Annotated in this window: 17 protein-coding genes and 1 tRNA gene; 8 read left to right on the top strand and 10 right to left on the bottom strand. The window is 72.2% G+C overall.

Features of this window, described 5'->3' with window-relative positions; all coding sequences use genetic code 11:
- Positions 1 to 40: 40 nt before the first annotated feature.
- Positions 41 to 115 (top strand) — tRNA-Arg (locus tag AC507J_RS07250).
- Between the two features lie 100 nt (positions 116 to 215).
- On the opposite strand, the gene AC507J_RS07245 is transcribed toward AC507J_RS07250, so the two are convergent.
- Complete coding sequence (locus AC507J_RS07245; RefSeq protein ID WP_496288284.1) at positions 216 to 482, bottom strand: helix-turn-helix domain-containing protein; 267 nt, start codon at positions 480 to 482, stop codon at positions 216 to 218.
- 74 nt (positions 483 to 556) lie between these two features.
- Here AC507J_RS07245 and map point away from each other — a divergent pair, with 74 nt between their 5' ends.
- Together map and AC507J_RS07235 are read left to right on the top strand one after the other, a co-directional pair.
- On the top strand, positions 557 to 1375 hold the full coding sequence (gene map, locus AC507J_RS07240) for a type I methionyl aminopeptidase (RefSeq protein ID WP_496288283.1): 819 nt from the start codon (positions 557 to 559) through the stop codon (positions 1373 to 1375).
- 53 nt (positions 1376 to 1428) lie between these two features.
- Complete coding sequence (locus AC507J_RS07235) at positions 1429 to 2088, top strand: 4'-phosphopantetheinyl transferase family protein (protein ID WP_496288282.1); 660 nt, start codon at positions 1429 to 1431, stop codon at positions 2086 to 2088.
- A gap of 70 nt (positions 2089 to 2158) precedes the next feature.
- Here AC507J_RS07235 and AC507J_RS07230 read toward each other — a convergent pair whose 3' ends face one another.
- From AC507J_RS07230 to AC507J_RS07220, 3 genes are all read right to left on the bottom strand, one after another.
- Complete coding sequence (locus AC507J_RS07230; protein ID WP_496288281.1) at positions 2159 to 3565, bottom strand: acyl-CoA synthetase; 1407 nt, start codon at positions 3563 to 3565, stop codon at positions 2159 to 2161.
- Positions 3566 to 3579: 14 nt separating this feature from the next.
- On the bottom strand, positions 3580 to 4542 hold the full coding sequence (locus AC507J_RS07225; RefSeq protein ID WP_496288280.1) for a DNA polymerase domain-containing protein: 963 nt from the start codon (positions 4540 to 4542) through the stop codon (positions 3580 to 3582).
- Between the two features lie 66 nt (positions 4543 to 4608).
- On the bottom strand, positions 4609 to 5379 hold the full coding sequence (locus AC507J_RS07220; protein WP_496288279.1) for an isocitrate lyase/PEP mutase family protein: 771 nt from the start codon (positions 5377 to 5379) through the stop codon (positions 4609 to 4611).
- A gap of 127 nt (positions 5380 to 5506) precedes the next feature.
- Here AC507J_RS07220 and AC507J_RS07215 point away from each other — a divergent pair, with 127 nt between their 5' ends.
- A complete protein-coding gene (locus AC507J_RS07215) occupies positions 5507 to 6052 on the top strand; it encodes a TetR/AcrR family transcriptional regulator (protein WP_496288278.1) in 546 nt (181 codons plus the stop codon).
- Between the two features lie 36 nt (positions 6053 to 6088).
- Positions 6089 to 8407 (top strand): MMPL family transporter, encoded by a 2319-nt coding sequence (locus AC507J_RS07210; RefSeq protein WP_496288277.1) that lies wholly within the window; start codon positions 6089 to 6091, stop codon positions 8405 to 8407.
- Between the two features lie 92 nt (positions 8408 to 8499).
- Here the strand turns inward: AC507J_RS07210 and AC507J_RS07205 are convergent, their stop codons facing one another.
- Positions 8500 to 9756: an erythromycin esterase family protein gene (locus AC507J_RS07205; protein WP_496288276.1), complete on the bottom strand. Its 1257-nt coding sequence runs from the start codon at positions 9754 to 9756 to the stop codon at positions 8500 to 8502.
- Positions 9757 to 9841: 85 nt separating this feature from the next.
- Here AC507J_RS07205 and AC507J_RS07200 point away from each other — a divergent pair, with 85 nt between their 5' ends.
- Entirely contained in the window at positions 9842 to 10033 is a 192-nt protein-coding gene (locus AC507J_RS07200; protein ID WP_496288275.1) for a DUF2795 domain-containing protein, read from the top strand.
- Between the two features lie 9 nt (positions 10034 to 10042).
- On the opposite strand, the gene erm is transcribed toward AC507J_RS07200, so the two are convergent.
- Positions 10043 to 10840 (bottom strand): ErmE/ErmH/ErmO/ErmR family 23S rRNA (adenine(2058)-N(6))-methyltransferase, encoded by a 798-nt coding sequence (gene erm / locus AC507J_RS07195; protein WP_496288274.1) that lies wholly within the window; start codon positions 10838 to 10840, stop codon positions 10043 to 10045.
- A 330-nt stretch (positions 10841 to 11170) separates the two neighbouring features.
- Positions 11171 to 12073 carry a Gfo/Idh/MocA family protein gene (locus AC507J_RS07190; RefSeq protein ID WP_496288273.1) on the bottom strand — a complete coding sequence of 301 codons (903 nt, stop codon included), beginning with the start codon at positions 12071 to 12073 and terminating at the stop codon, positions 11171 to 11173.
- A 137-nt stretch (positions 12074 to 12210) separates the two neighbouring features.
- On the opposite strand from AC507J_RS07190, the gene AC507J_RS07185 reads away from it, so the two are divergent.
- Both AC507J_RS07185 and AC507J_RS07180 read left to right on the top strand, forming a co-directional pair.
- Positions 12211 to 12597, top strand: a complete 387-nt coding sequence (locus AC507J_RS07185) for a hypothetical protein (protein ID WP_496288272.1) — start codon at positions 12211 to 12213, stop codon at positions 12595 to 12597.
- On the top strand, positions 12590 to 12997 hold the full coding sequence (locus AC507J_RS07180) for a hypothetical protein (protein ID WP_496288271.1): 408 nt from the start codon (positions 12590 to 12592) through the stop codon (positions 12995 to 12997). Before AC507J_RS07185 ends, AC507J_RS07180 begins: the two co-directional genes overlap by 8 nt.
- Before the next feature lie 108 nt (positions 12998 to 13105).
- Here AC507J_RS07180 and fabG read toward each other — a convergent pair whose 3' ends face one another.
- The 3 genes from fabG to AC507J_RS07165 form a co-directional block, all read right to left on the bottom strand.
- Positions 13106 to 13864: a 3-oxoacyl-ACP reductase FabG gene (gene fabG / locus AC507J_RS07175; protein ID WP_496288270.1), complete on the bottom strand. Its 759-nt coding sequence runs from the start codon at positions 13862 to 13864 to the stop codon at positions 13106 to 13108.
- Positions 13865 to 14028: 164 nt separating this feature from the next.
- Positions 14029 to 15681: an alpha-amylase family protein gene (locus tag AC507J_RS07170; protein WP_496288269.1), complete on the bottom strand. Its 1653-nt coding sequence runs from the start codon at positions 15679 to 15681 to the stop codon at positions 14029 to 14031.
- Between the two features lie 81 nt (positions 15682 to 15762).
- On the bottom strand, positions 15763 to 17178 hold the full coding sequence (locus tag AC507J_RS07165; protein WP_496288268.1) for a chitinase: 1416 nt from the start codon (positions 17176 to 17178) through the stop codon (positions 15763 to 15765).
- Positions 17179 to 17213: the final 35 nt, after the last annotated feature.

The following is a 17213-nucleotide window of genomic DNA, read 5'->3' as shown; positions in this document are numbered from 1 at the left end:
CGATCGGCTACGGGGTTTGCTAATCTTCTCCAGTCGCTGAGCCCCCGTAGCTCAGGGGATAGAGCACCGCCCTCCGGAGGCGGGGGCGCAGGTTCGAATCCTGCCGGGGGCACCAGATTCGACAGGCACAAATAAGGCCGCTGACCAGATAATTTGGTCGGCGGCCTTTAGTCATGTGGCCCGGCTGCGCCAAGCGGGCCGACAGGACAGAGCCGCTAGGAGGCCTGGCGGACGGGCATGTCGGCCAGCCAGACGTCGGCCAGGTCGCCGAGGGGGACGTCGAGGGCCCGGCTGAGACAGACCACGGTGCCGAACGCCGGTGCGGGCAGCCGGCCCGCCTCGATCTTGCGCAGCGTCTCGGGAGATATGCCGGCCGCCAGGGCCACCTCGACGAGGCTGCGGCCGGCCCGCGCGGCCCGGAGGGCGACCCCGAGGCGCTGACCCGCTGCGATCTGTTCCGCGGTGAGTGGTTGGCGAACCATGCCAGCAGGATATCGCCCCCGGCCCCGCCGACCGGGCGTGGTATAAAAATACCGCACACGGAGGGGAAGCTGTCATGATCGAACTCAAGTCCGCCGAGGAGATCGGCCGGATGGCGATGACCGGCCAGTTCGTCGGCGAGTTGCTCGCCGAGTTGAGCGAGGTCGCCGCCGTCGGCGTCAACCTGATGGACCTCGAACACCACGCCCGCCGCCGGATCGCCGAGCGCGGCGCCGAATCCTGCTACTGGGACTACGCCCCGTCGTTCGGCCGCGGCCCGTTCCGCAACGTGCTCTGCCTGTCGGTAAACGACGCGGTGCTGCACGGCCTGCCGCACGACTACGTACTGCGCGACGGTGACCTGCTCAGCATCGACATGGCCGTCGGCATCGACGGCTGGGTCGCCGACTCCGCCCTCTCCGTCATCGTCGGCACCCCCGACCCGGCCGACCTGAAGCTGATCGAGGCCACCGAGGTGGCCCTGGCGGCCGCCATCACCGCCGCCCAGCCCGGTGGCCGGCTCGGCGACGTCTCCGCCGCCATCGGCGAGGTCGCCCGCTCCTACGGCTACGGAGTCAACGGCGAGTTCGGTGGCCACGGCATCGGCCGCACCATGCACGAGGCCCCGCACGTCCCCAACGACGGCCGCGCCCGCCGTGGCCTGAAACTCCAACCCGGCCTCACCATCGCCATCGAGCCGTGGTTCTGCCGCTCCACCGACAAAATCAAGTTCGACCAGGACGGCTGGACGATCCGCTCCGCCGACGGCTCCCGCACCGCCCACTCCGAACACACGGTCGCCATCACGGATTCCGGCCCACAGGTTCTGACCCGCCGCCCCACCGGCGACGCCACCTCGGCCGACTCCACCAGAAGGCCCGCCATCACCCCCTGACCCGAGTCCGCCGGGTCCGCCGCGAGCCGGCGTCCCGCATATCATCGAGCACCGTGATCGAACGAATCCTGCCGCCGGCAGTGGTGGTGGTCGAGTCCCTCACCGACCCCGACGAGGTCGCGCTCTTCCCGGAGGAGGAGGCGGTCATCGCGCGAGCGGTGCAGAAGCGCCGGCGCGAGTTCAGCACGGTGCGCGACTGCGCCCGCCGGGCGCTGGGCCAGCTCGGGGTGGCGCCGGCACCGATCCTGCCGGGCGTACGCGGTGCGCCGGTCTGGCCGGACGGGGTGGTCGGCAGCATGACCCACTGTGACGGGTACCGTGGCGCGGCCCTCGCCCGCTCGACGGAGATCGCCACCATCGGAGTCGACGCCGAGCCGCACGCACCGCTGCCGGAGGGCGTGCTCGACGCGATCGCCCTCCCCGACGAACGGGTGCGTACGGCGACCCTGGTCGCCGGCCAGCCGGCGATCCGCTGGGACCGGCTGCTGTTCAGCGCGAAGGAGTCGGTGTACAAGGCGTGGTTCCCGCTGACCGGCCGGTGGCTGGGGTTCGAGGAGGCGGACATCGAGCTGGACCCGGCCGGCACGTTCGTCGCCCGGTTGCTGGTGCCCGGCCCGCTGCTCGGGGGCACCCCGGTGACCAGCTTCCACGGTCGGTTCCTGATCGACCAGGGTCTGCTGCTCACCACCATCGCCGTGCCGACCGACGGCTGAGCCCCGCACCGTCGTGCCGACCGACGGCTGAGCCCCGCACCGTCGTGCCGACCGACGGCTGAGCCTCCGGTCAACCGGTGGTCAGCCGGTTCTTCTGCACCTTGCCCAGGGCGTTGCGCGGCAACGCGTCGACCAGCCGTACCTGCCGGGGCCGCTTGTGTACCGACAACTGCCGGGCCACGAAGTCGATCAGCTCCGCCTCGCCCACGCCGTCGCCGACCACGTACGCCGTGACCTGCTGGCCGAGGTCCGGGTGGGGAGTGCCCACCACTGCGGCCTCTTGGACGCCGGGATGGGCCAGCAGCACCTCCTCGACCTCCCCGGCGCCGATCCGGTAGCCGCCGCTCTTGATCAGGTCGGTGGCGGACCGGCCGATGATCCGGTGCCAGCCGTCCGGGCCGATCGTCGCCACGTCACCGGTGCGGAACCACCCGTCCGGGGCGTGGCTCGCCTCGTCGGCGTCCGGCCGGTTGAGGTAGCCGTCGAAGAGGGTGGGACCACGGACCTCCAGTTCCCCGATCGCGGCACCGTCGGCCGGCAGCGGCGCACCCTGCTCGTCGACCAGCCGGGTCTGCACCCCCGGTAGCGGCACCCCGACCGTGCCAGGACGGCGGTCGCCGTCCGCCCGGGCACTGACCGTGATCAACGTTTCGGTCATCCCGTACCGCTCGACGATCCGGTGGCCGGTGAGCGCGGCCAGGTCGGCGAAGACCGAGCCGGGCAGGCCCGCGCTGCCGGAGACCAGCAGCCGCGCCGCACGCAGCGATCCGGCCGCGGCCGGGTCGGCGGCGATCCGCGACCAGACGGTGGGTACCCCGAAGTAGAGCGAGCCGGCCGCGGCCGCGTACCGCTCCGGATGGGGTCGACCCACGTGATGCAGCCGGCTGCCCACCCGCAGCGGACCCAGCACGCCGAGCACCAGGCCGTGCACGTGGAACAGCGGCAACCCGTGCACCAGCAGGTCGTCCGGGGTCCAGCGCCACGCCTCGGCGAGCCCGTCGAGGCAGGCGGCGACCGCCCGCCGCGAGAGGACGACGCCCTTCGGCGGCCCGGTGGTGCCGCTGGTGTAGAGCACAAGCGCCGTCCGGGCCGGCTCCGGCTCGGCGTGCGTGGTGTCCGAACGTCGAGCCAGGTCGACGGGGACGGTCGGCGGCTCCGCTGCGTCGCGGCGGCCGGCGTCCACCGGGGCGAGCAGCGCCTGGGCCGCCGAGTCCCGCAGGATGTGGCCGCGTTCGACCGGACCGGCGTCCGGCGGCACCGGCACGACCGCCACGCCGGCCAGCAACGCGCCGACCACACCCACCACCGTCTCCAGGGTGGCGGTCGCCTCGACGGCGACCCGGTCGAGCCCGCGTACGTCGTCGGCGACCGCTGCGGCGAGCTGTCGCAGCTCCACCCAGGACACCGACCGGTCCACGACGCGGACCGCCTCCGGGGTCTCGTCGGTGGTGGCGGCGAGCCAGTCCAACAGCGGCACGGCGGCCACCCCTCTCAGTCGGCGGCGGCGCGCCGGGCACGGGCCCGACGACGCCCCTCGTGCATCGCCTGCACCCGGGGCACCGGAATGCCCCGGCCCTCCTCGACCAGGTCGGCCGGGAGTTGCTGCGGCGGCGGCATCAGCTCCGTCCACGGGTCCCGGTCCGCCAGCAGCTCGGTGACCGTCCGGATGGTGAAGTCGGCCGGTGCCACGGAACCCAGCTCCGCCCAGGGCACCGGGAAGGAGACCGGCACCCCGGGCCGCAGCCGTGGGCTGTAGACCGACACGACTGTCGCACCGCCGGACCGGGTCGGATCGACGAAGACCTTCCCGCCCCGGTCCTCCCGGATGAACGCGGTGGTCGCCAGCGCCGGATCCAGCCGCTCCGCGCGCGCCGCGAGGGCCCGGGTGGCCGCGGCCAACTCCTCGGCGTCCGGGCCGGGAGCGATCGGGACGAAGACGTGCACACCCTTGGCCCCGCTGGTCTTCACCGCACCGGCCAGCCCGGCGTCCGCGAGGGCCTGCCGGACGAGCAACGCGGCGGCCACCCCGGCGGCGAAACCGCCGTCGGAGGGCGGGTCGAGGTCGAGCACCAGGTGGGTGGGGCGGCTCAGGTCGTCGACCGTGGCCAGGGTCGGGTGGTACTCCACCGCCCGCTGGTTGGCGAACCAGAGCAGCGTACGGCGGTCGTCGCAGAGCGCGTACGCGATCTCCCGGCGCGACGCCTCGGCCCAGATCGGCACCCGACGTACCCAGTCGGGGGTGTAGTTCGGCAGGTTCTTCTGCATGAAGGGCGGCTGGCCCGGGCGGACCCGGACCACCGACAGCGGACGCTCCCGGAGCTGCGGAACGATGCGGTCGGCGACCGCGTCGAGGTAGTCGACCAGGTCGCGCTTGACCGCGCCGGAGCCGTCGAACAGCACCTGGTCGAGGTTGGTCAGCGTCACGCCGTCCCGGGTCTTCTCCGCCCCGCTCACCCGACCACCATCCCGGCCCGCCGCCCGGCGGTCAACCGGAACACGATCCCGATCCGGCGGTCACGTTCAGGCGAGCGGACCGCCGGCGGCGACCGCGGCGAGCAGTCGGGCGGTGTGCGCGCGGGTCGCCGCGTACAGGCCGGAGCCGTAGCTGACCCGGGCGACCCCGAGGGCGGCCAGCTCGGCGATCGTCGGTGCCCCGGCACGGGCCAGCACGTTCACCGGTGCGGCCACGGCCTCGACGAAGCTACGCAGCGGTGCCGGGTCGGCGAGCACGATCGGGTAGAGGCAGTCCGCGCCGGCCGCCAGGTAGCGGCGGCCACGGCGGATCGCCTCGTCGAGCCGCTCGGCCGGCTCCCGGTCGGGGTGCAGAAAGATGTCCACCCGCGCGTTCAGCACCACCGCCACGCCGGCGGCGTCGGCCGCCGCGCGTACGCCGGCCAGCAGGTCGGCCTGCTCCTCGGCGTCCACCAGCTCGCCGGTACGCGGGTCGGAGTCTTCCAGGTTGAGCCCGACCGCACCGGCGTCGAGCAGGCGCGTGACCAGCTCTTCCGGCTTCAGGCCGTAGCCCCGCTCCAGGTCGGCGGTGACCGGCACGGCGACCGCCCGGGTGATCCGCGCCACGGCGCCGAACATCTCGTCGAGCGGGAGATTCTCCCCGTCGGCGTGGCCGAGCGACTCGGCTACGGCGGCGCTGCCGGTGGCCACGGCCGGGAACCCGGCGTCGGCCACCGCCCGGGCCGAGCCGGCGTCCCAGACGTTGGGCAGGACCAGCGGATCACCCGGTCGGTGCAGGGCGCGCAGCGCGCTCGCCCGCGCGCTCAGAGAATCGGACATGGAGCCGATTCTCGGGCAGCCGTGTGACAACCCTGAAGGACCAATCCGGGGCCGGTGGCTGTGGGGAACGCCACTGATCTGACCGATCGGTCAGCTGCTGACCGATCGGTCAGGCATGCTGAGGGTCATGGCCCGCACCCCGCAGACGCATGGCGAAATCCTCGCCGCCGCGGCGCGCCGCTTCGGCGTCACCGGCTACCGGGGCACCTCCCTACAGGACATCGCCGGTGAGGTGGGCTGCTCGAAGGCGGCAGTGCTCTACCACTTCGCCAACAAGGAGGCCATCCTCACCGAGCTGATGGCTCCGGCGATCGAGGTGCTGTGCTCGCTCGACAAGCGGATCGCGGCCCAGGCAGAGCCGGCGTCGGCCCAGCGGGTCGCCGTCGAGGGCTTCGTCGACCTCGCGGTCCGCTTCCGCGGCGAGATCGCGCTGCTCCGCGGCGAGTTCCCGGAGCTGCTGCAACAGCCGGGCTTCGCGCACATCCAGCAGATCTCCGAGCGGCTGCTCGACGCCCTCGCCGGGCGAAGCGAGCGGGCCTCGGCCCGGATCGCCGCGTTCGTGCTGCTCGCCGGGATCGCCGAGACCTGCGGCGAGTTTGCCGACGTGCCCGACGAGGAACTGCGCGAGTCGCTGCTGACGCTGATGCGACGGGCCCTGGAGCCCGTCAACTGACCCGTTCCACTAGTCACTACCGAGGGAAAGGACCTCATGGCGACCCTGCTCTACCGGCTTGGCCGGGGTTCGATGCGCCGACGGCGACTCGTCGCCGTGATCTGGCTCGTCGTACTCGTCGGGCTCGGCCTGGCCGCGGCGACCCTGCGCGGCCCGACGGCCAGCAACTTCACCATGCCCGGCACCGAGTCCCAGCGCGCGATCGACCTGCTCGCCGAGCAGTTCCCGGCGGCGGCCGGGGCCACCGGCACCATCGCGGTCAAGGCACCGGGCGCCGGCCAGCTCGGCACACCCGAGGGTCAGGCGGTGGTCCAGGGCATCACCCAGGAGGCGACCACCGTGCCCGGCGTGGTCGGTGCGGTCGACCCCTTCCAGGTCGGTGCCGTCTCACCGGACGGCCAGTACGCGCTGATCCAGGTGCAGTTCAGCGACGGCGCGGACGCGGTGACCGAGGAACAGCGCGACGCCTACGAGGAGGTGGGTGCCCAGGCCGAGGCCCAGGGCTGGCAGGTCGCCCCCGGCGGTGAGGTGCTGAACACCGAGCCCGAGGTCGGCTCCACCGAGGCGATCGGCGTCGCGGTGGCGCTCGTCGTCCTGATCGTCACCTTCGGCTCGCTGATCGCGGCGGGGATGACCATGCTCAACGCGCTGATCGGGGTCGGCGTCGGCATGGCCGGACTCTTCGCGCTCAGCAACGTGGTCGAACTGACCACCACCGCGCCGATCCTGGCGCTGATGCTCGGCCTCGCCGTCGGCATCGACTACTCGCTCTTCATCACCTCCCGCTACCGGCAGAACCTGCTCGACGGGCTACCCGCCGACGAGGCGGTCGGCCGGGCGGTCGGCACCGCCGGTTCGGCGGTGGTCTTCGCCGGAGCCACGGTGGTCATCGCCCTGGCCGGCCTGGCCGTGGTGAACATCCCCTTCCTCACCGTCATGGGTCTGGCCGCGGCCGGCACGGTGACCGTTGCGGTGCTGGTGGCGATCACCCTCCAGCCGGCCCTGCTCGGCTTCGCCGGCGGCCGGGTGCTGCCCCGCCGACTGCGCAGGTCGGTTCCGGTGCCCTCCGGAAACGGCGACCGGGCCACCGGGGAGAGCGACCGGACCGCCGGGAACAACGCCCCGGCCGACGGCACCGGCAACACGTCGACCGGCCACAGCGGCAACACGTCGGCCGACGGCAGCGGCAGTGCGTCGACCGACCACGCGGCACCGGAGGCCGCCACCATCGCCGGTGAGGACCGTTCGGCGTTCGGATTCCGCTGGGCCGAACTGGTCACCCGCTTCCGGATCCCGGTGATCCTGGTCGGCGTACTCGGTCTCGGGTTGCTCGCGCTGCCCGCGCCGGACATGCGGCTCGCCCTGCCGGACGCCGGCACCGCGCCGGCCGGCTCGCCCGCCCGGGTCTCCAACGACCTGATCACCGAGGGCTTCGGCCCCGGCTTCACCGGCCGCCTCGCGGTGGTCGTGGCGGGTGACGACGCCGAAGCCACCGCCGCGGCGATCCCGCAGGTGACCGGCCTCGTGCAGAGCAACCCGAACGTGCTGGCGGTGGCGCCGCCGCAGCTCAGCCCGGACGGCCGGACCGCGCTGCTCGGGGTGATCCCGCAGACCGGCCCGACCGACCCGACCACTGAGACGATGGTGCACGACATCCGTACGGCCGTCGCCGACGTCCCGAACGCGGACGTGCTGCTGACCGGCGTGACCGCGATCGGCATCGACATCTCGGAGAAGCTCTCCGACGCCCTGCCGATCTACCTGACGCTCGTCGTCGGGCTGTCGATCCTGCTGCTCATGCTGGTGTTCCGGTCGCTGCTGGTGCCGGTCAAGGCGGCGCTGGGCTTCCTGCTCACCGTGGCCGCGACGTTCGGTATCACGGTGGCGGTGTTCCAGCAGGGTCACCTCGCCGACCTGGTCGGCCTGGACACCCCCGGTCCACTGATCAGCTTCCTGCCGATCCTGCTGATCGGCATCCTGTTCGGCCTGGCCATGGACTACGAGGTCTTCCTGGTCTCCCGGATGCGGGAGGACTTCGTGCACGGTGACACCGCCCGGCAGGCCACCATCAACGGGATGGGGCACGGTGCCCGGGTGGTGACCGCCGCCGCACTGATCATGACGTCGGTCTTCGGCGGCTTCGTCTTCCTCGACGACCCGGTGATCAAGTCGATGGGCTTCGCGCTCGCCATCGGCGTGGCCATCGACGCCTTCGTGGTCCGGATGACCATCGTCCCGGCGGTGATGTCGCTGCTCGGCAAGGCGGCCTGGTGGCTGCCCCGCTGGCTGGACCGGGCGCTGCCAAACGTCGACATCGAGGGCGAGAAGCTCCGCGCTCAACTCGACAAAATGTAAGGAAGGTGCAAGGAAGGTGCAAGGAAGGGCCCCCTGTTAACGCCTCGTGCATAGCAGGGGGCCCTTATTAACGCGCCTCCGCCGCGCGTGACTCAGACGCCGGCCGGGTACGTCTCCATCTCGCCAGGCGTGGAGAGCGCGGGCAACGGATGCAGCGCGGTCGTCTCGTCGCACCAGATGAAGGCGTCGTACCGCGCCCCCAACTGGGTGGGCACGTAGTTACCCCACGATTCGAACGACGGGTCGTACACCACCCCGATCGCCCGGTGGTCGAGCGGGTCGGTGACCCAGCCGGGCTGGTCCGGTCCGCCGAAGACCAGCACCGCCCGCTCCGGCATGAGTTCGTGCAACCGGTGCTCCACCGAACCGGCACGGGCCGGCGGCACCAGCATCGCCTCGGCCGGCGAGCCCCAGCGCGGCGCGGCGATCGCCGTCCCGCGCCAACTACCGAAACCGATCAGCACGACCTCGTCGGTGCCGTGGCGTTCCCGGGCCAACTGGCCGATGTTCACCATCCCGTCGACGGCCATGTCGGTCGCCCGCGCGTCGCCGACGTGCGTGTTGTGCGCCCAGACCACCCCTCGGGCACCGGGCCCGTAGCGCTCCAGCAGCCGGTCCAGCGTGTCGGCCATGTGGGTGTCCCGGACGTTCCACGAACCCGGGCCACCGGCGACCATCTCCCGGTAGTAACGCTCCGCGCCGGCCACCACCTCCGCGTTCTGCCAGGCCGAGAAGGCGCCCGGTCCGTCCACCGCGGCCTGTTCCCGGGTACGCGCCAGCAGCCGTACCACCTCCTGCTCGCAGCGGGCGGAGACGAACCGGCTGGCCATCCCGTACTCCTCGACCCGCTTGCCGTACGGCTCGAAGCAGCGGTACGCGTCCTGCGCGGCCTCCAGCGACGCCGGGTCCTCCTCGCCCAGGTAGTCGAAGATGGCCTGCATCGACTCCCAGAGGCTGTAGACGTCGAGGCCGTGGAAGCCGGCCCGGGCCGGCTCGGCCCGCTCCATGTTCCACGCCCGCAACCACCGGCAGAAGCGGGCCACCTCGGCGTTCGCCCACATCCAGGTCGGCCACCGCTCGAAGCGTTCCAACGCGACCTGCGGCTCGGCCGCCCCACCCGGCGCGCCGACCACCGAGCGGTGCACCCGGTCGCAGTCGGGCCAGTCACCCTCCACCGCGACGAAGTTGAAGCCGCACTCGGCGATCAACCGGCGGGTCAACTGCTCCCGGATCCGGTAGTAGTCGTAGCTGCCGTGCGTCGCCTCCCCGATCATCACCACCCGGGCGTCCCGCACGCGCTCCAGCAACGGGTCGAAGTCGCTCGGCGCGCCGAGCCGCTGTACGAGCATGACCGCGGCTACCCCGCACCCCGGCTGGCAAACGCGGAGCCGCGCGGTGGTGTGCCGGGGCGGTCGACCGGGTAGGTCGAACGGCATGACCGACAGCGGTGTCCCCCTGCCGGAGTACCTCGCGGGCCTGGACTATCCCGTCTCCCGCGAGGATCTCGTCCGCTGGTGTCAGGAGAACGGCGCGAGCACGGCGGAGTTGCAGGCCGTACGGTCGCTGCCGGTGGAGCAGTTCGGCTCCCCCGACGAGCTGACCGAGGCGCTGCGCAGCACGCACTGACCGGGCACCTCAGCGGGCGTGCAGCAGGCGGTACAGGACCAGCCACTGCTCGGGCCAGACGTGCCCGACCGGGGTGGCCGGGTCGAGGCGGCTGGCCCGCAGCGCCGCCGCCAGCCGGGCGCGCGGATACCGGCGGGCCAGCGACGCCGCGAGGGACCCGCCGACACCGCCGAAGCCCAGCTCGACCATCGAGCGGTACGCCGGCAGCGCGGCCGGTGCCAGCAGCGGCTGGGCCCGCCGCTCGATGCGCAGGATGCCCGCCTCGACCCGGGGCACCGGACGGAAGGCGGTACGCGGAATCCGCCCGACGTACCGCCAGCCGAACTCCGGCCAGGTCAGCACGGTCAACCGGCTCCACCGGTCGTAGTCACCGGCCCGGCGACGGGCGTACTCCAACTGGGTGAGCAGCGTCGCCGTACGCAGCCGGGGCGCAGCCAGGCACCAGCGCACCACGGCTGCGGTCAGCGACCACGGGATGTTGCCGACCACGGCGAACTCCTCGCGCGGCGGCGACGCGGCGAGGAAATCGGCCTGGCGGTGGGTCACCGTGGGCAGGGCCGCGCAGACCCGGGCCAGCTCCGCACCGGCGTCGGGATCCACCTCGTAGGCGACCAGCCGGCCGCAGCGCGCGGCCAGTGGCCGGGTCAGTTGTCCCCGCCCGGCGCCCACCTCGAGCACCAGACCGTCGGGATCAGGGCGGGCGGCGTCGACCATCCGCGCGATCGCGGCCCGGTCGGCGAGGAAGTTCTGGGAGAGTACGCGACGGGACCGGTCGCGTGCGGTGGTGCGGGTACGGCGGGGTGCCATCTGGCGGTCGTCCTGTCTGTCGCCGACTGGCGACGGATGCGGACAGGCAGCCGGAGTCGGGGCCTGTCCGAGGGATCGGGACTCGGACGACCCTGGTGAAGTGGCGCGAGGGCAGCGCCTGCCAGGCAGGCGGGCGGTGCCGGAGGCGTACGCGGAGGCGTCAGTCGCGGCTCATCGCGCCGGCCAGGGCCGGACGCCGGACTCGCGGGCGGGCCTGCGACAGCGGCCCGAACGCGGCCGACGTGGCGGCCGCGTTGATCAGAGCGTACGTACCCATGGCCGCGACGCTACCGACCACCGACTCTTCCCTCCACCGCTTTTCCGGCCGGCTCAGCTGGGCAGGTCGACGGCGGTGGAGCGGGTGCGGGCGGCGTCGGCGGCGGCGAGCACGGCCACCACCTCGCGGCCGAAGCGCACGTCGCAGCGGTGGTCCCGGGTGCCGGCGTCGATCTCCGCCAGCAGTTGGTCGATCGCCGCACCGAACGCCGTCGCCGAGCTTCCGGCCGGGTTCGGGACCGCCTCGACACCGTTCTCGCCGTACAGGACGAATTCGCCGGCCACCGCCTTCGGCGGGGCGTCCAGGGTGAGCGACACCGTGCTGACGGCACCGCCGTCGTGGGTGAGCAGCAGGTGCACCAGGCCGCCCGGACCGTCGACGGCCACCACCCGGGTCACCGGGCCGAGCACCGGCAGCAGGATCGCCAGGGCGTGCGGGCCGATGTCCCAGAGCGCGCCGTGCCGGCGGCGCCAGGGCGACTGCGCGTACGGGCTGCTGGGCTGGAAGATCGACGCGAACCGGATCACGTTTGCGGTGTGCCAGCCACCGGCTGCCGCTGCGGCGGCCACGAAGCCGGCCACCTCGGGCTGGTAGCGACCGGTGAAGAAGACCACCGACGCCACGCCCGAGCGGGTCGCCGCGTCGACCACCCGGTCGGCGTCGGCGACGCTCAGCGCGAGGGGCTTGTCCAGCAGCAGATGCCGACCGGCGGTGGCGGCCCGGACGGCGATCTCCGCCTGCACGTCCGGCGGGAGCGCGACGGCCACCGCGTCACAGGCCTCGATCAGGGCGTCCACGTCGTCGAAGGCCGGTACGCCGTAACGGGTGGCGAGCGCGGCGGCCCGCTCCGGGTTGCGCCCCCAGACGCCCACCAGGTCGGCCCTCGGGTGCGCGTCGAGTGCCGCCCCGTGCGTCTCGGCCGCCCAGTGCCCGGTGCCGAACAACCCGAACCGCATCCCGCGAACCTCCCCATCGTCGATGCCGTGACCGGCCCACAGCACGCCCCACGCTATCGGCTGCCGGGCGCGACCGGGCTTTACTACGGGGCTTAGTAGAGTGGGACGGTGAGTGAATTGAGCGCCGGACGGCGTCGGTGAGCGGCACCGGGTCACCGGTCGACGGCGTACTGGCCGTCGCCGCCATCGTGTTGTCGCTGCTGGTCGCCGCCTGGGCGCTGGTGGCCACGCTGCGCCACCGGGCACCGGACCGGATGCAGTTGATCGGCCTGGCCGTGCTGGAACTGCTCCTGCTCGGGCTGGCGGTGCTGGCCGGGGTGGCGCTCGCCGGTGGCGAGCAACCGGGCGAGCCGGGGGCGTTCTTCGGTTACCTGGTCACGCTTGTCTGTTTGCCACCGCTGGCCGCGGTGCTGGCCCGGATGGAGCCCACCCGCTGGGGTTCGGCGATCGTCTGCGCGATCTGCCTGGTGACACCGGTGGTCGTGGTCCGGCTGCAACAGACCTGGGAGCTGATCGGTGGCTGAGTTGCGGACCTCGCCCTCGACGAGGACCAACGCCGGCCCGGGCCGGCTGCTGATCGCGGTGTACCTGCTCTTCGCGATCGCGGCCACCAGCCGGGCCGGCCTCCAGATCGCCACGAGGTTCGACGAGGCGCCGCTGGCCTACCTGCTCTCGGCGCTCGCCGCGGTGGTCTACATCGTGGCCGCGGTGGGCCTGGCCCGGGCCGGCCACGCGGGCCGCCGGGTCGCGCTCGCCTGCTGCACCATCGAGCTGGTCGGGGTGGTCGGGGTCGGCGCGTTCAGTCTCGTCCGACCCGACCTCTTCCCGGACGAGACGGTCTGGTCCGGCTTCGGCAGCGGGTACGGCTACATTCCCCTGCTGCTCCCCGTGCTCGGCCTGGCCTGGCTCGCGAAGACCCGGTAAGGAAGGGCCCCTTGTTAACGCCTGGTGTATAGCAAGGGCCCCCTATTAACGCGCCCATCCTATTAACCGCACCTATCCGCTTAACGCACCCATCCGCGCAGCCGACGATCAGTCCTTCGGGCCGCCAGCGACGTAGACGACCTGGCCGGAGACGAAGGACGCGCCCTCGCTGACCAGGAACGAGATGGTGTGGGCCACGTCCTCGGGCCGCCCCACCCGCCGGACCGGGATCTCCGCCTCGGCGTGCTTCTGCAACGCCTCGAAGTCGATCTTCATGCGGGCGGCGGTGGCCGCGGTCATGTCCGTGACGATGAAGCCGGGCGCGACCGCGTTCACCGTCACCCCGAACGGCCCCAGCTCGATGGCGAGGGTCTTGGTGAAGCCCTGCAGACCGGCCTTGGCCGTCGAGTAGTTCGCCTGGCCCCGGTTGCCGAGCGCCGAGGTGCTGGAGAGGTTGACGATCCGACCCCACCTGGCCTCTACCATGTACTTCTGCGCGGCCTGGCTGAACAGGAACGCTCCGCGCAGGTGTACGCCCAGGACGGTGTCCCAGTCGGCGTCGGTCATCTTGAAGAGCAGGTTGTCCCGGAGCACACCGGCGTTGTTCACCAGCACGGCCGGTGCGCCCAGCTCGGCGGCGACCCGCTCGACGGCGGCCTCCGCCTGTGCCCGGTCGGCCACGTCCGCGCCGACGCCGAGCGCCCGGCCGCCGGACGCCGTGATCGCGTCCACGGTCTCCCGGGTCGCCGACTCCTCGATGTCGATCACCGCGACGGCCAGCCCGTCGGCGGCCAGCCGCTTGGCGGTGGTCGCCCCGATCCCCCGCGCCGCCCCGGTCACGATCGCGACCCGCTGCCCCTCCGACATTCCTACCTCCCAGTAACTTTGCTTGATCGCAGGAGCCTAACCCACCCCGGCCCCGGCGGGATCCGGCCGACACCGGAGCCCGCCGAGGCCCGCCGAAGCCACCTCGCGTGGCCACGCTGCGCGCGCCGGCCCGCAGCACCGCGCGGGCCAGCCACCCAGGCGGGTCAGCTGCGCCAGGAACGGCAGAGCCGGATCCAGCGGTAGCCGTAGCCGGCCAGCGCCAGCTTGTCGAGCTTGCCGACGTCGTCGTAGTTGCGGTCGGCGAGCACGTCGATCGGCAGGTCCGCCTCGGGCTGGAGCAGGCTCAGATCCACCTCGGCGTCGGTGGTACCCAGGTTGTGCAGGAAGACCATCGTCCCGCTCGGCCCGTCGGCCCGGTGCGCCAGCACGCCCGGGGGCATCGGCACGTCGATGTGGGTGGTGGAGCCGAAGCCGATCTCCGGCGCCTCCCGGAGCGTACGGATCATCCGCTCGAACCAGCTGAGCAGCGAGTTGCGGTCCCGGCGCTGGAGGGTGACGTTGACCTTCTCGTACCCGAAATCGCCCTTGTCGATGATCGGGCGGACCAGCTTCTCCGGCTCCGCGTTGGAGAAGCCGGCGTTGACCTGGCTCGACCACTGCATCGGGGTACGGATCGCCTCCCGCCCGTCCAGCGACAGGTCCTCGCCCATCCCGATCTCCTCGCCGTAACGCAGCACCGGGGTGCCGCGCAGCGAGAACTGGAGAGAGTACGCCAACTCGATGCGCCGCCGATCGTTACCCAGCATCGGCGCCAGCCGGCGGCGGATGCCCCGGTCGTAGATGCGCATGTGCTCCTCGGGACCGAACTGCTCGTACACCTCGTTGCGCTGTTCGGCGGTGAGCCGGGAGAGGTCGATCTCGTCGTGGTTGCGCAGGAAGGTGGCCCACTGCCCGCCCTCCGGCAGGGCCGGGGTGTCGCGCAACGCCTCGATCACCGGCTCCGGGTCCTGCCGGGCCAGGGCCAGCATCAGCCGCCCGTTGAGCATGAAGTCGAAGAGCATGTGCACCCGGTTCGCCGAGCCGCCGCTGTCCCCGAAGAAGGCGGGCAGCTGGTCGGGCTCGACGTTCGCCTCGGCCAGCAGGAGCCCGTCGCCGCGCCGCCACTGCACGTGCTGGCGCAGCTCGGTGAGGAACGGGAAATCCAGGTCCGGGTTCGGGTCGCCGGGCTCGGTCCGCTCGATGATGAACGGCACCGCGTCCATCCGGAAGCCGGCCACCCCGAGCTGGAGCCAGAACGACATGATCTTCTTGATCTCGGCGCGTACCGCCGGGTTCTTCGTGTTGAGATCCGGCTGGAACTTGTAGAAGCGGTGGTAGTACCACGCCTTCGCGGTGCGGTCGTAGGTCCACGTCTCGTGCTGCTCGCCGGGGAAGACCATGCCCTGGTGCCGGTCGGCCGGTTCGCGGTCGGACCAGACGTACCAGTCGCGGTAGGGCGAGTCCGGCGAGGAGCGGGCTGACTGGAACCACGGATGCTGGTCGGAGGTGTGGTTCACGACCAGGTCGATGATCACCCGGATGCCCCGGTTGTTCGCCTGGTGCAGCAGCTCGGCGAAGTCGCCGAGGGTGCCGAAGCGGGGGTCGATGTTGTAGAAGTCGGTCACGTCGTACCCGTCGTCGTCGTTGGGCGACGGATGGATGGGGTGCAGCCAGAGGCAGGTCACGCCCAGCCGGGCCAGGTAGTCCAGCCGGCTGATCAGGCCCGGGATGTCGCCGACTCCGTCACCGTCGGAGTCCGCGTACGTGTCGATGTCGAGGCAGTAGACGACCGCCTCCGAGTACCACCTGTCAGACATACCCCCGAACCTTCTCCCCGCCGCCAACCCGGCAAACCCCACCCGCCCGGCGTCCGGGCGGGTGGGGTGGGTTGGTGCTGGTCAGGGAAGGGTGCGGAGGTGCGGGGCGACGGTGCGGGCGAAGGTGTTGTTGTGGGTGACATCCCAGTTGATGGACCAGGTCATCGCGCCGCGTAGCGCCGGGTAGGTGCGCGGCGGGCGGAAGCTGCCGCAGTTGGTGCCCCGGGTCAGGCAGTCCAGCGCGGCGTTGACCACGCTGGGCGCGACGATGCCACCACCGGCCGCCCCGGGACCGGCCGGCAGGCCGAGCCCGACCTGGTCGGGCCGGAGCCCCGCCTCCAACTGGATGCAGGCCAGCGCGACGATGAAGTTGACCGTGCCCTGGGCGTACGCGGCGTTGTTGTCGCAGCCGAGCATCGCCCCGGAGTTGTAGAACTGGGTGTTCACCACGGTCAGGATGTCCCTGATGTCCAACGCCAGCTTGAAGTAGCTGCTCGCCGGGTTCTGCATGTCGATGGTCTGCGGCGCCATCGCGATGATCAGTCCACTACCCACCTTGGTCCGAAGCGATCGCAGCGCCTGCGCCATGTAGGCCGGGTTCAGCCCGTTCTCCAGGTCGACGTCCACGCCGTCGAAGCCGTAGCGCTGGATCAGGGCGTACACGCTGTCGGCGAAGGCCACCGCGGACGCCGCGTTGTCCACCACCACCCGACCGGTCTCGCCGCCGACCGAGATGATCACCTTCTTGCCCCGGCTCTGGAGGGTCCGCACGTCGGCGGCGAACTCGGCGTCGGAGTAGCCGCCCAGCGACGCGGAAAGCCCCGGATCGACGGCGAAGCCGACCGCGCCGGGGGTGCCGGTGGCGTCGGCGAAGGCGACCGCGACCAGGTCGTACTCGTTCGGCACGTCGCGCAGCCGCAGCTCGACCGCCGGGTTGTCGAAGTTGTGCCAGTACCCGGTCAGGATGTGCTTCGGCAGCCCGGTGGCCGGCGGCGGGGTGGTCGGGGGTGGCGTGGTCGGCGGCGTCGTCGGGGGCACGGTAGTGGTCGGCGGCGGCGTCGGGGGCACGGTGGTGGGCGGCGGGGTGGTCGGGGTGGTCCCGCCGCCGCAGGCCGCGCCGTTCAACCGACAGTTCGCCGGTACGCCGGAACCGTTGCCCAGAAAGCCGAAGGAGACCGAGGCACCCGGGGCGATGGTGCCGTTCCACGAGCGGTTGGTGAAGGTGTACCGCTGCCCGGTCGAGGTGAGCAGGGCGTCCCAGTAGGTGCCGACCGTGCTGCCGGCGGGCAGCTCGAAGCTCAGGCTCCAGCCGTTGACTGTGGCGGCGCCACCGTTGGTGATCGTGTACTTCCCTTCCCAGCCCGAGCCCCAGTCGGACGTCTTGACGAAGCTCGCGGTGACCCCTGCGGCGTACGCCGCCGGCGCCAGCCACACCGCGCCCAGTGCGGCGGCCAGCGCACCGACCACCGACAGCACCAGGGTTCTGGACCGTTTCATGTGCCCCTCCAGACCGGACGTAGATCCATCGTCAT

The sequence above is a fragment of the Micromonospora sp. PRAS1 genome (assembly GCF_059553435.1).
The sequence above is the reverse complement of the archived record's forward strand: the minus strand, read 5'-3'. Positions and strand labels throughout refer to the sequence as shown.

What these genes read in the sequence shown, in the direction of transcription:
- AC507J_RS07245 (WP_496288284.1), bottom strand. Translation starts at nt 482, where the DNA reads ATGGTTCGCCAACCACTCACCGCGGAACAGATCGCAGCGGGTCAGCGC.
- map (WP_496288283.1), top strand. Translation starts at nt 557, where the DNA reads ATGATCGAACTCAAGTCCGCCGAGGAGATCGGCCGGATGGCGATGACC.
- AC507J_RS07220 (WP_496288279.1), bottom strand. Translation starts at nt 5,379, where the DNA reads ATGTCCGATTCTCTGAGCGCGCGGGCGAGCGCGCTGCGCGCCCTGCAC.
- AC507J_RS07215 (WP_496288278.1), top strand. Translation starts at nt 5,507, where the DNA reads ATGGCCCGCACCCCGCAGACGCATGGCGAAATCCTCGCCGCCGCGGCG.
- AC507J_RS07210 (WP_496288277.1), top strand. Translation starts at nt 6,089, where the DNA reads ATGGCGACCCTGCTCTACCGGCTTGGCCGGGGTTCGATGCGCCGACGG.
- AC507J_RS07205 (WP_496288276.1), bottom strand. Translation starts at nt 9,756, where the DNA reads ATGCTCGTACAGCGGCTCGGCGCGCCGAGCGACTTCGACCCGTTGCTG.
- AC507J_RS07200 (WP_496288275.1), top strand. Translation starts at nt 9,842, where the DNA reads ATGACCGACAGCGGTGTCCCCCTGCCGGAGTACCTCGCGGGCCTGGAC.
- erm (WP_496288274.1), bottom strand. Translation starts at nt 10,840, where the DNA reads ATGGCACCCCGCCGTACCCGCACCACCGCACGCGACCGGTCCCGTCGC.
- AC507J_RS07190 (WP_496288273.1), bottom strand. Translation starts at nt 12,073, where the DNA reads ATGCGGTTCGGGTTGTTCGGCACCGGGCACTGGGCGGCCGAGACGCAC.
- fabG (WP_496288270.1), bottom strand. Translation starts at nt 13,864, where the DNA reads ATGTCGGAGGGGCAGCGGGTCGCGATCGTGACCGGGGCGGCGCGGGGG.
- AC507J_RS07170 (WP_496288269.1), bottom strand. Translation starts at nt 15,681, where the DNA reads ATGTCTGACAGGTGGTACTCGGAGGCGGTCGTCTACTGCCTCGACATC.
- AC507J_RS07165 (WP_496288268.1), bottom strand. Translation starts at nt 17,178, where the DNA reads ATGAAACGGTCCAGAACCCTGGTGCTGTCGGTGGTCGGTGCGCTGGCC.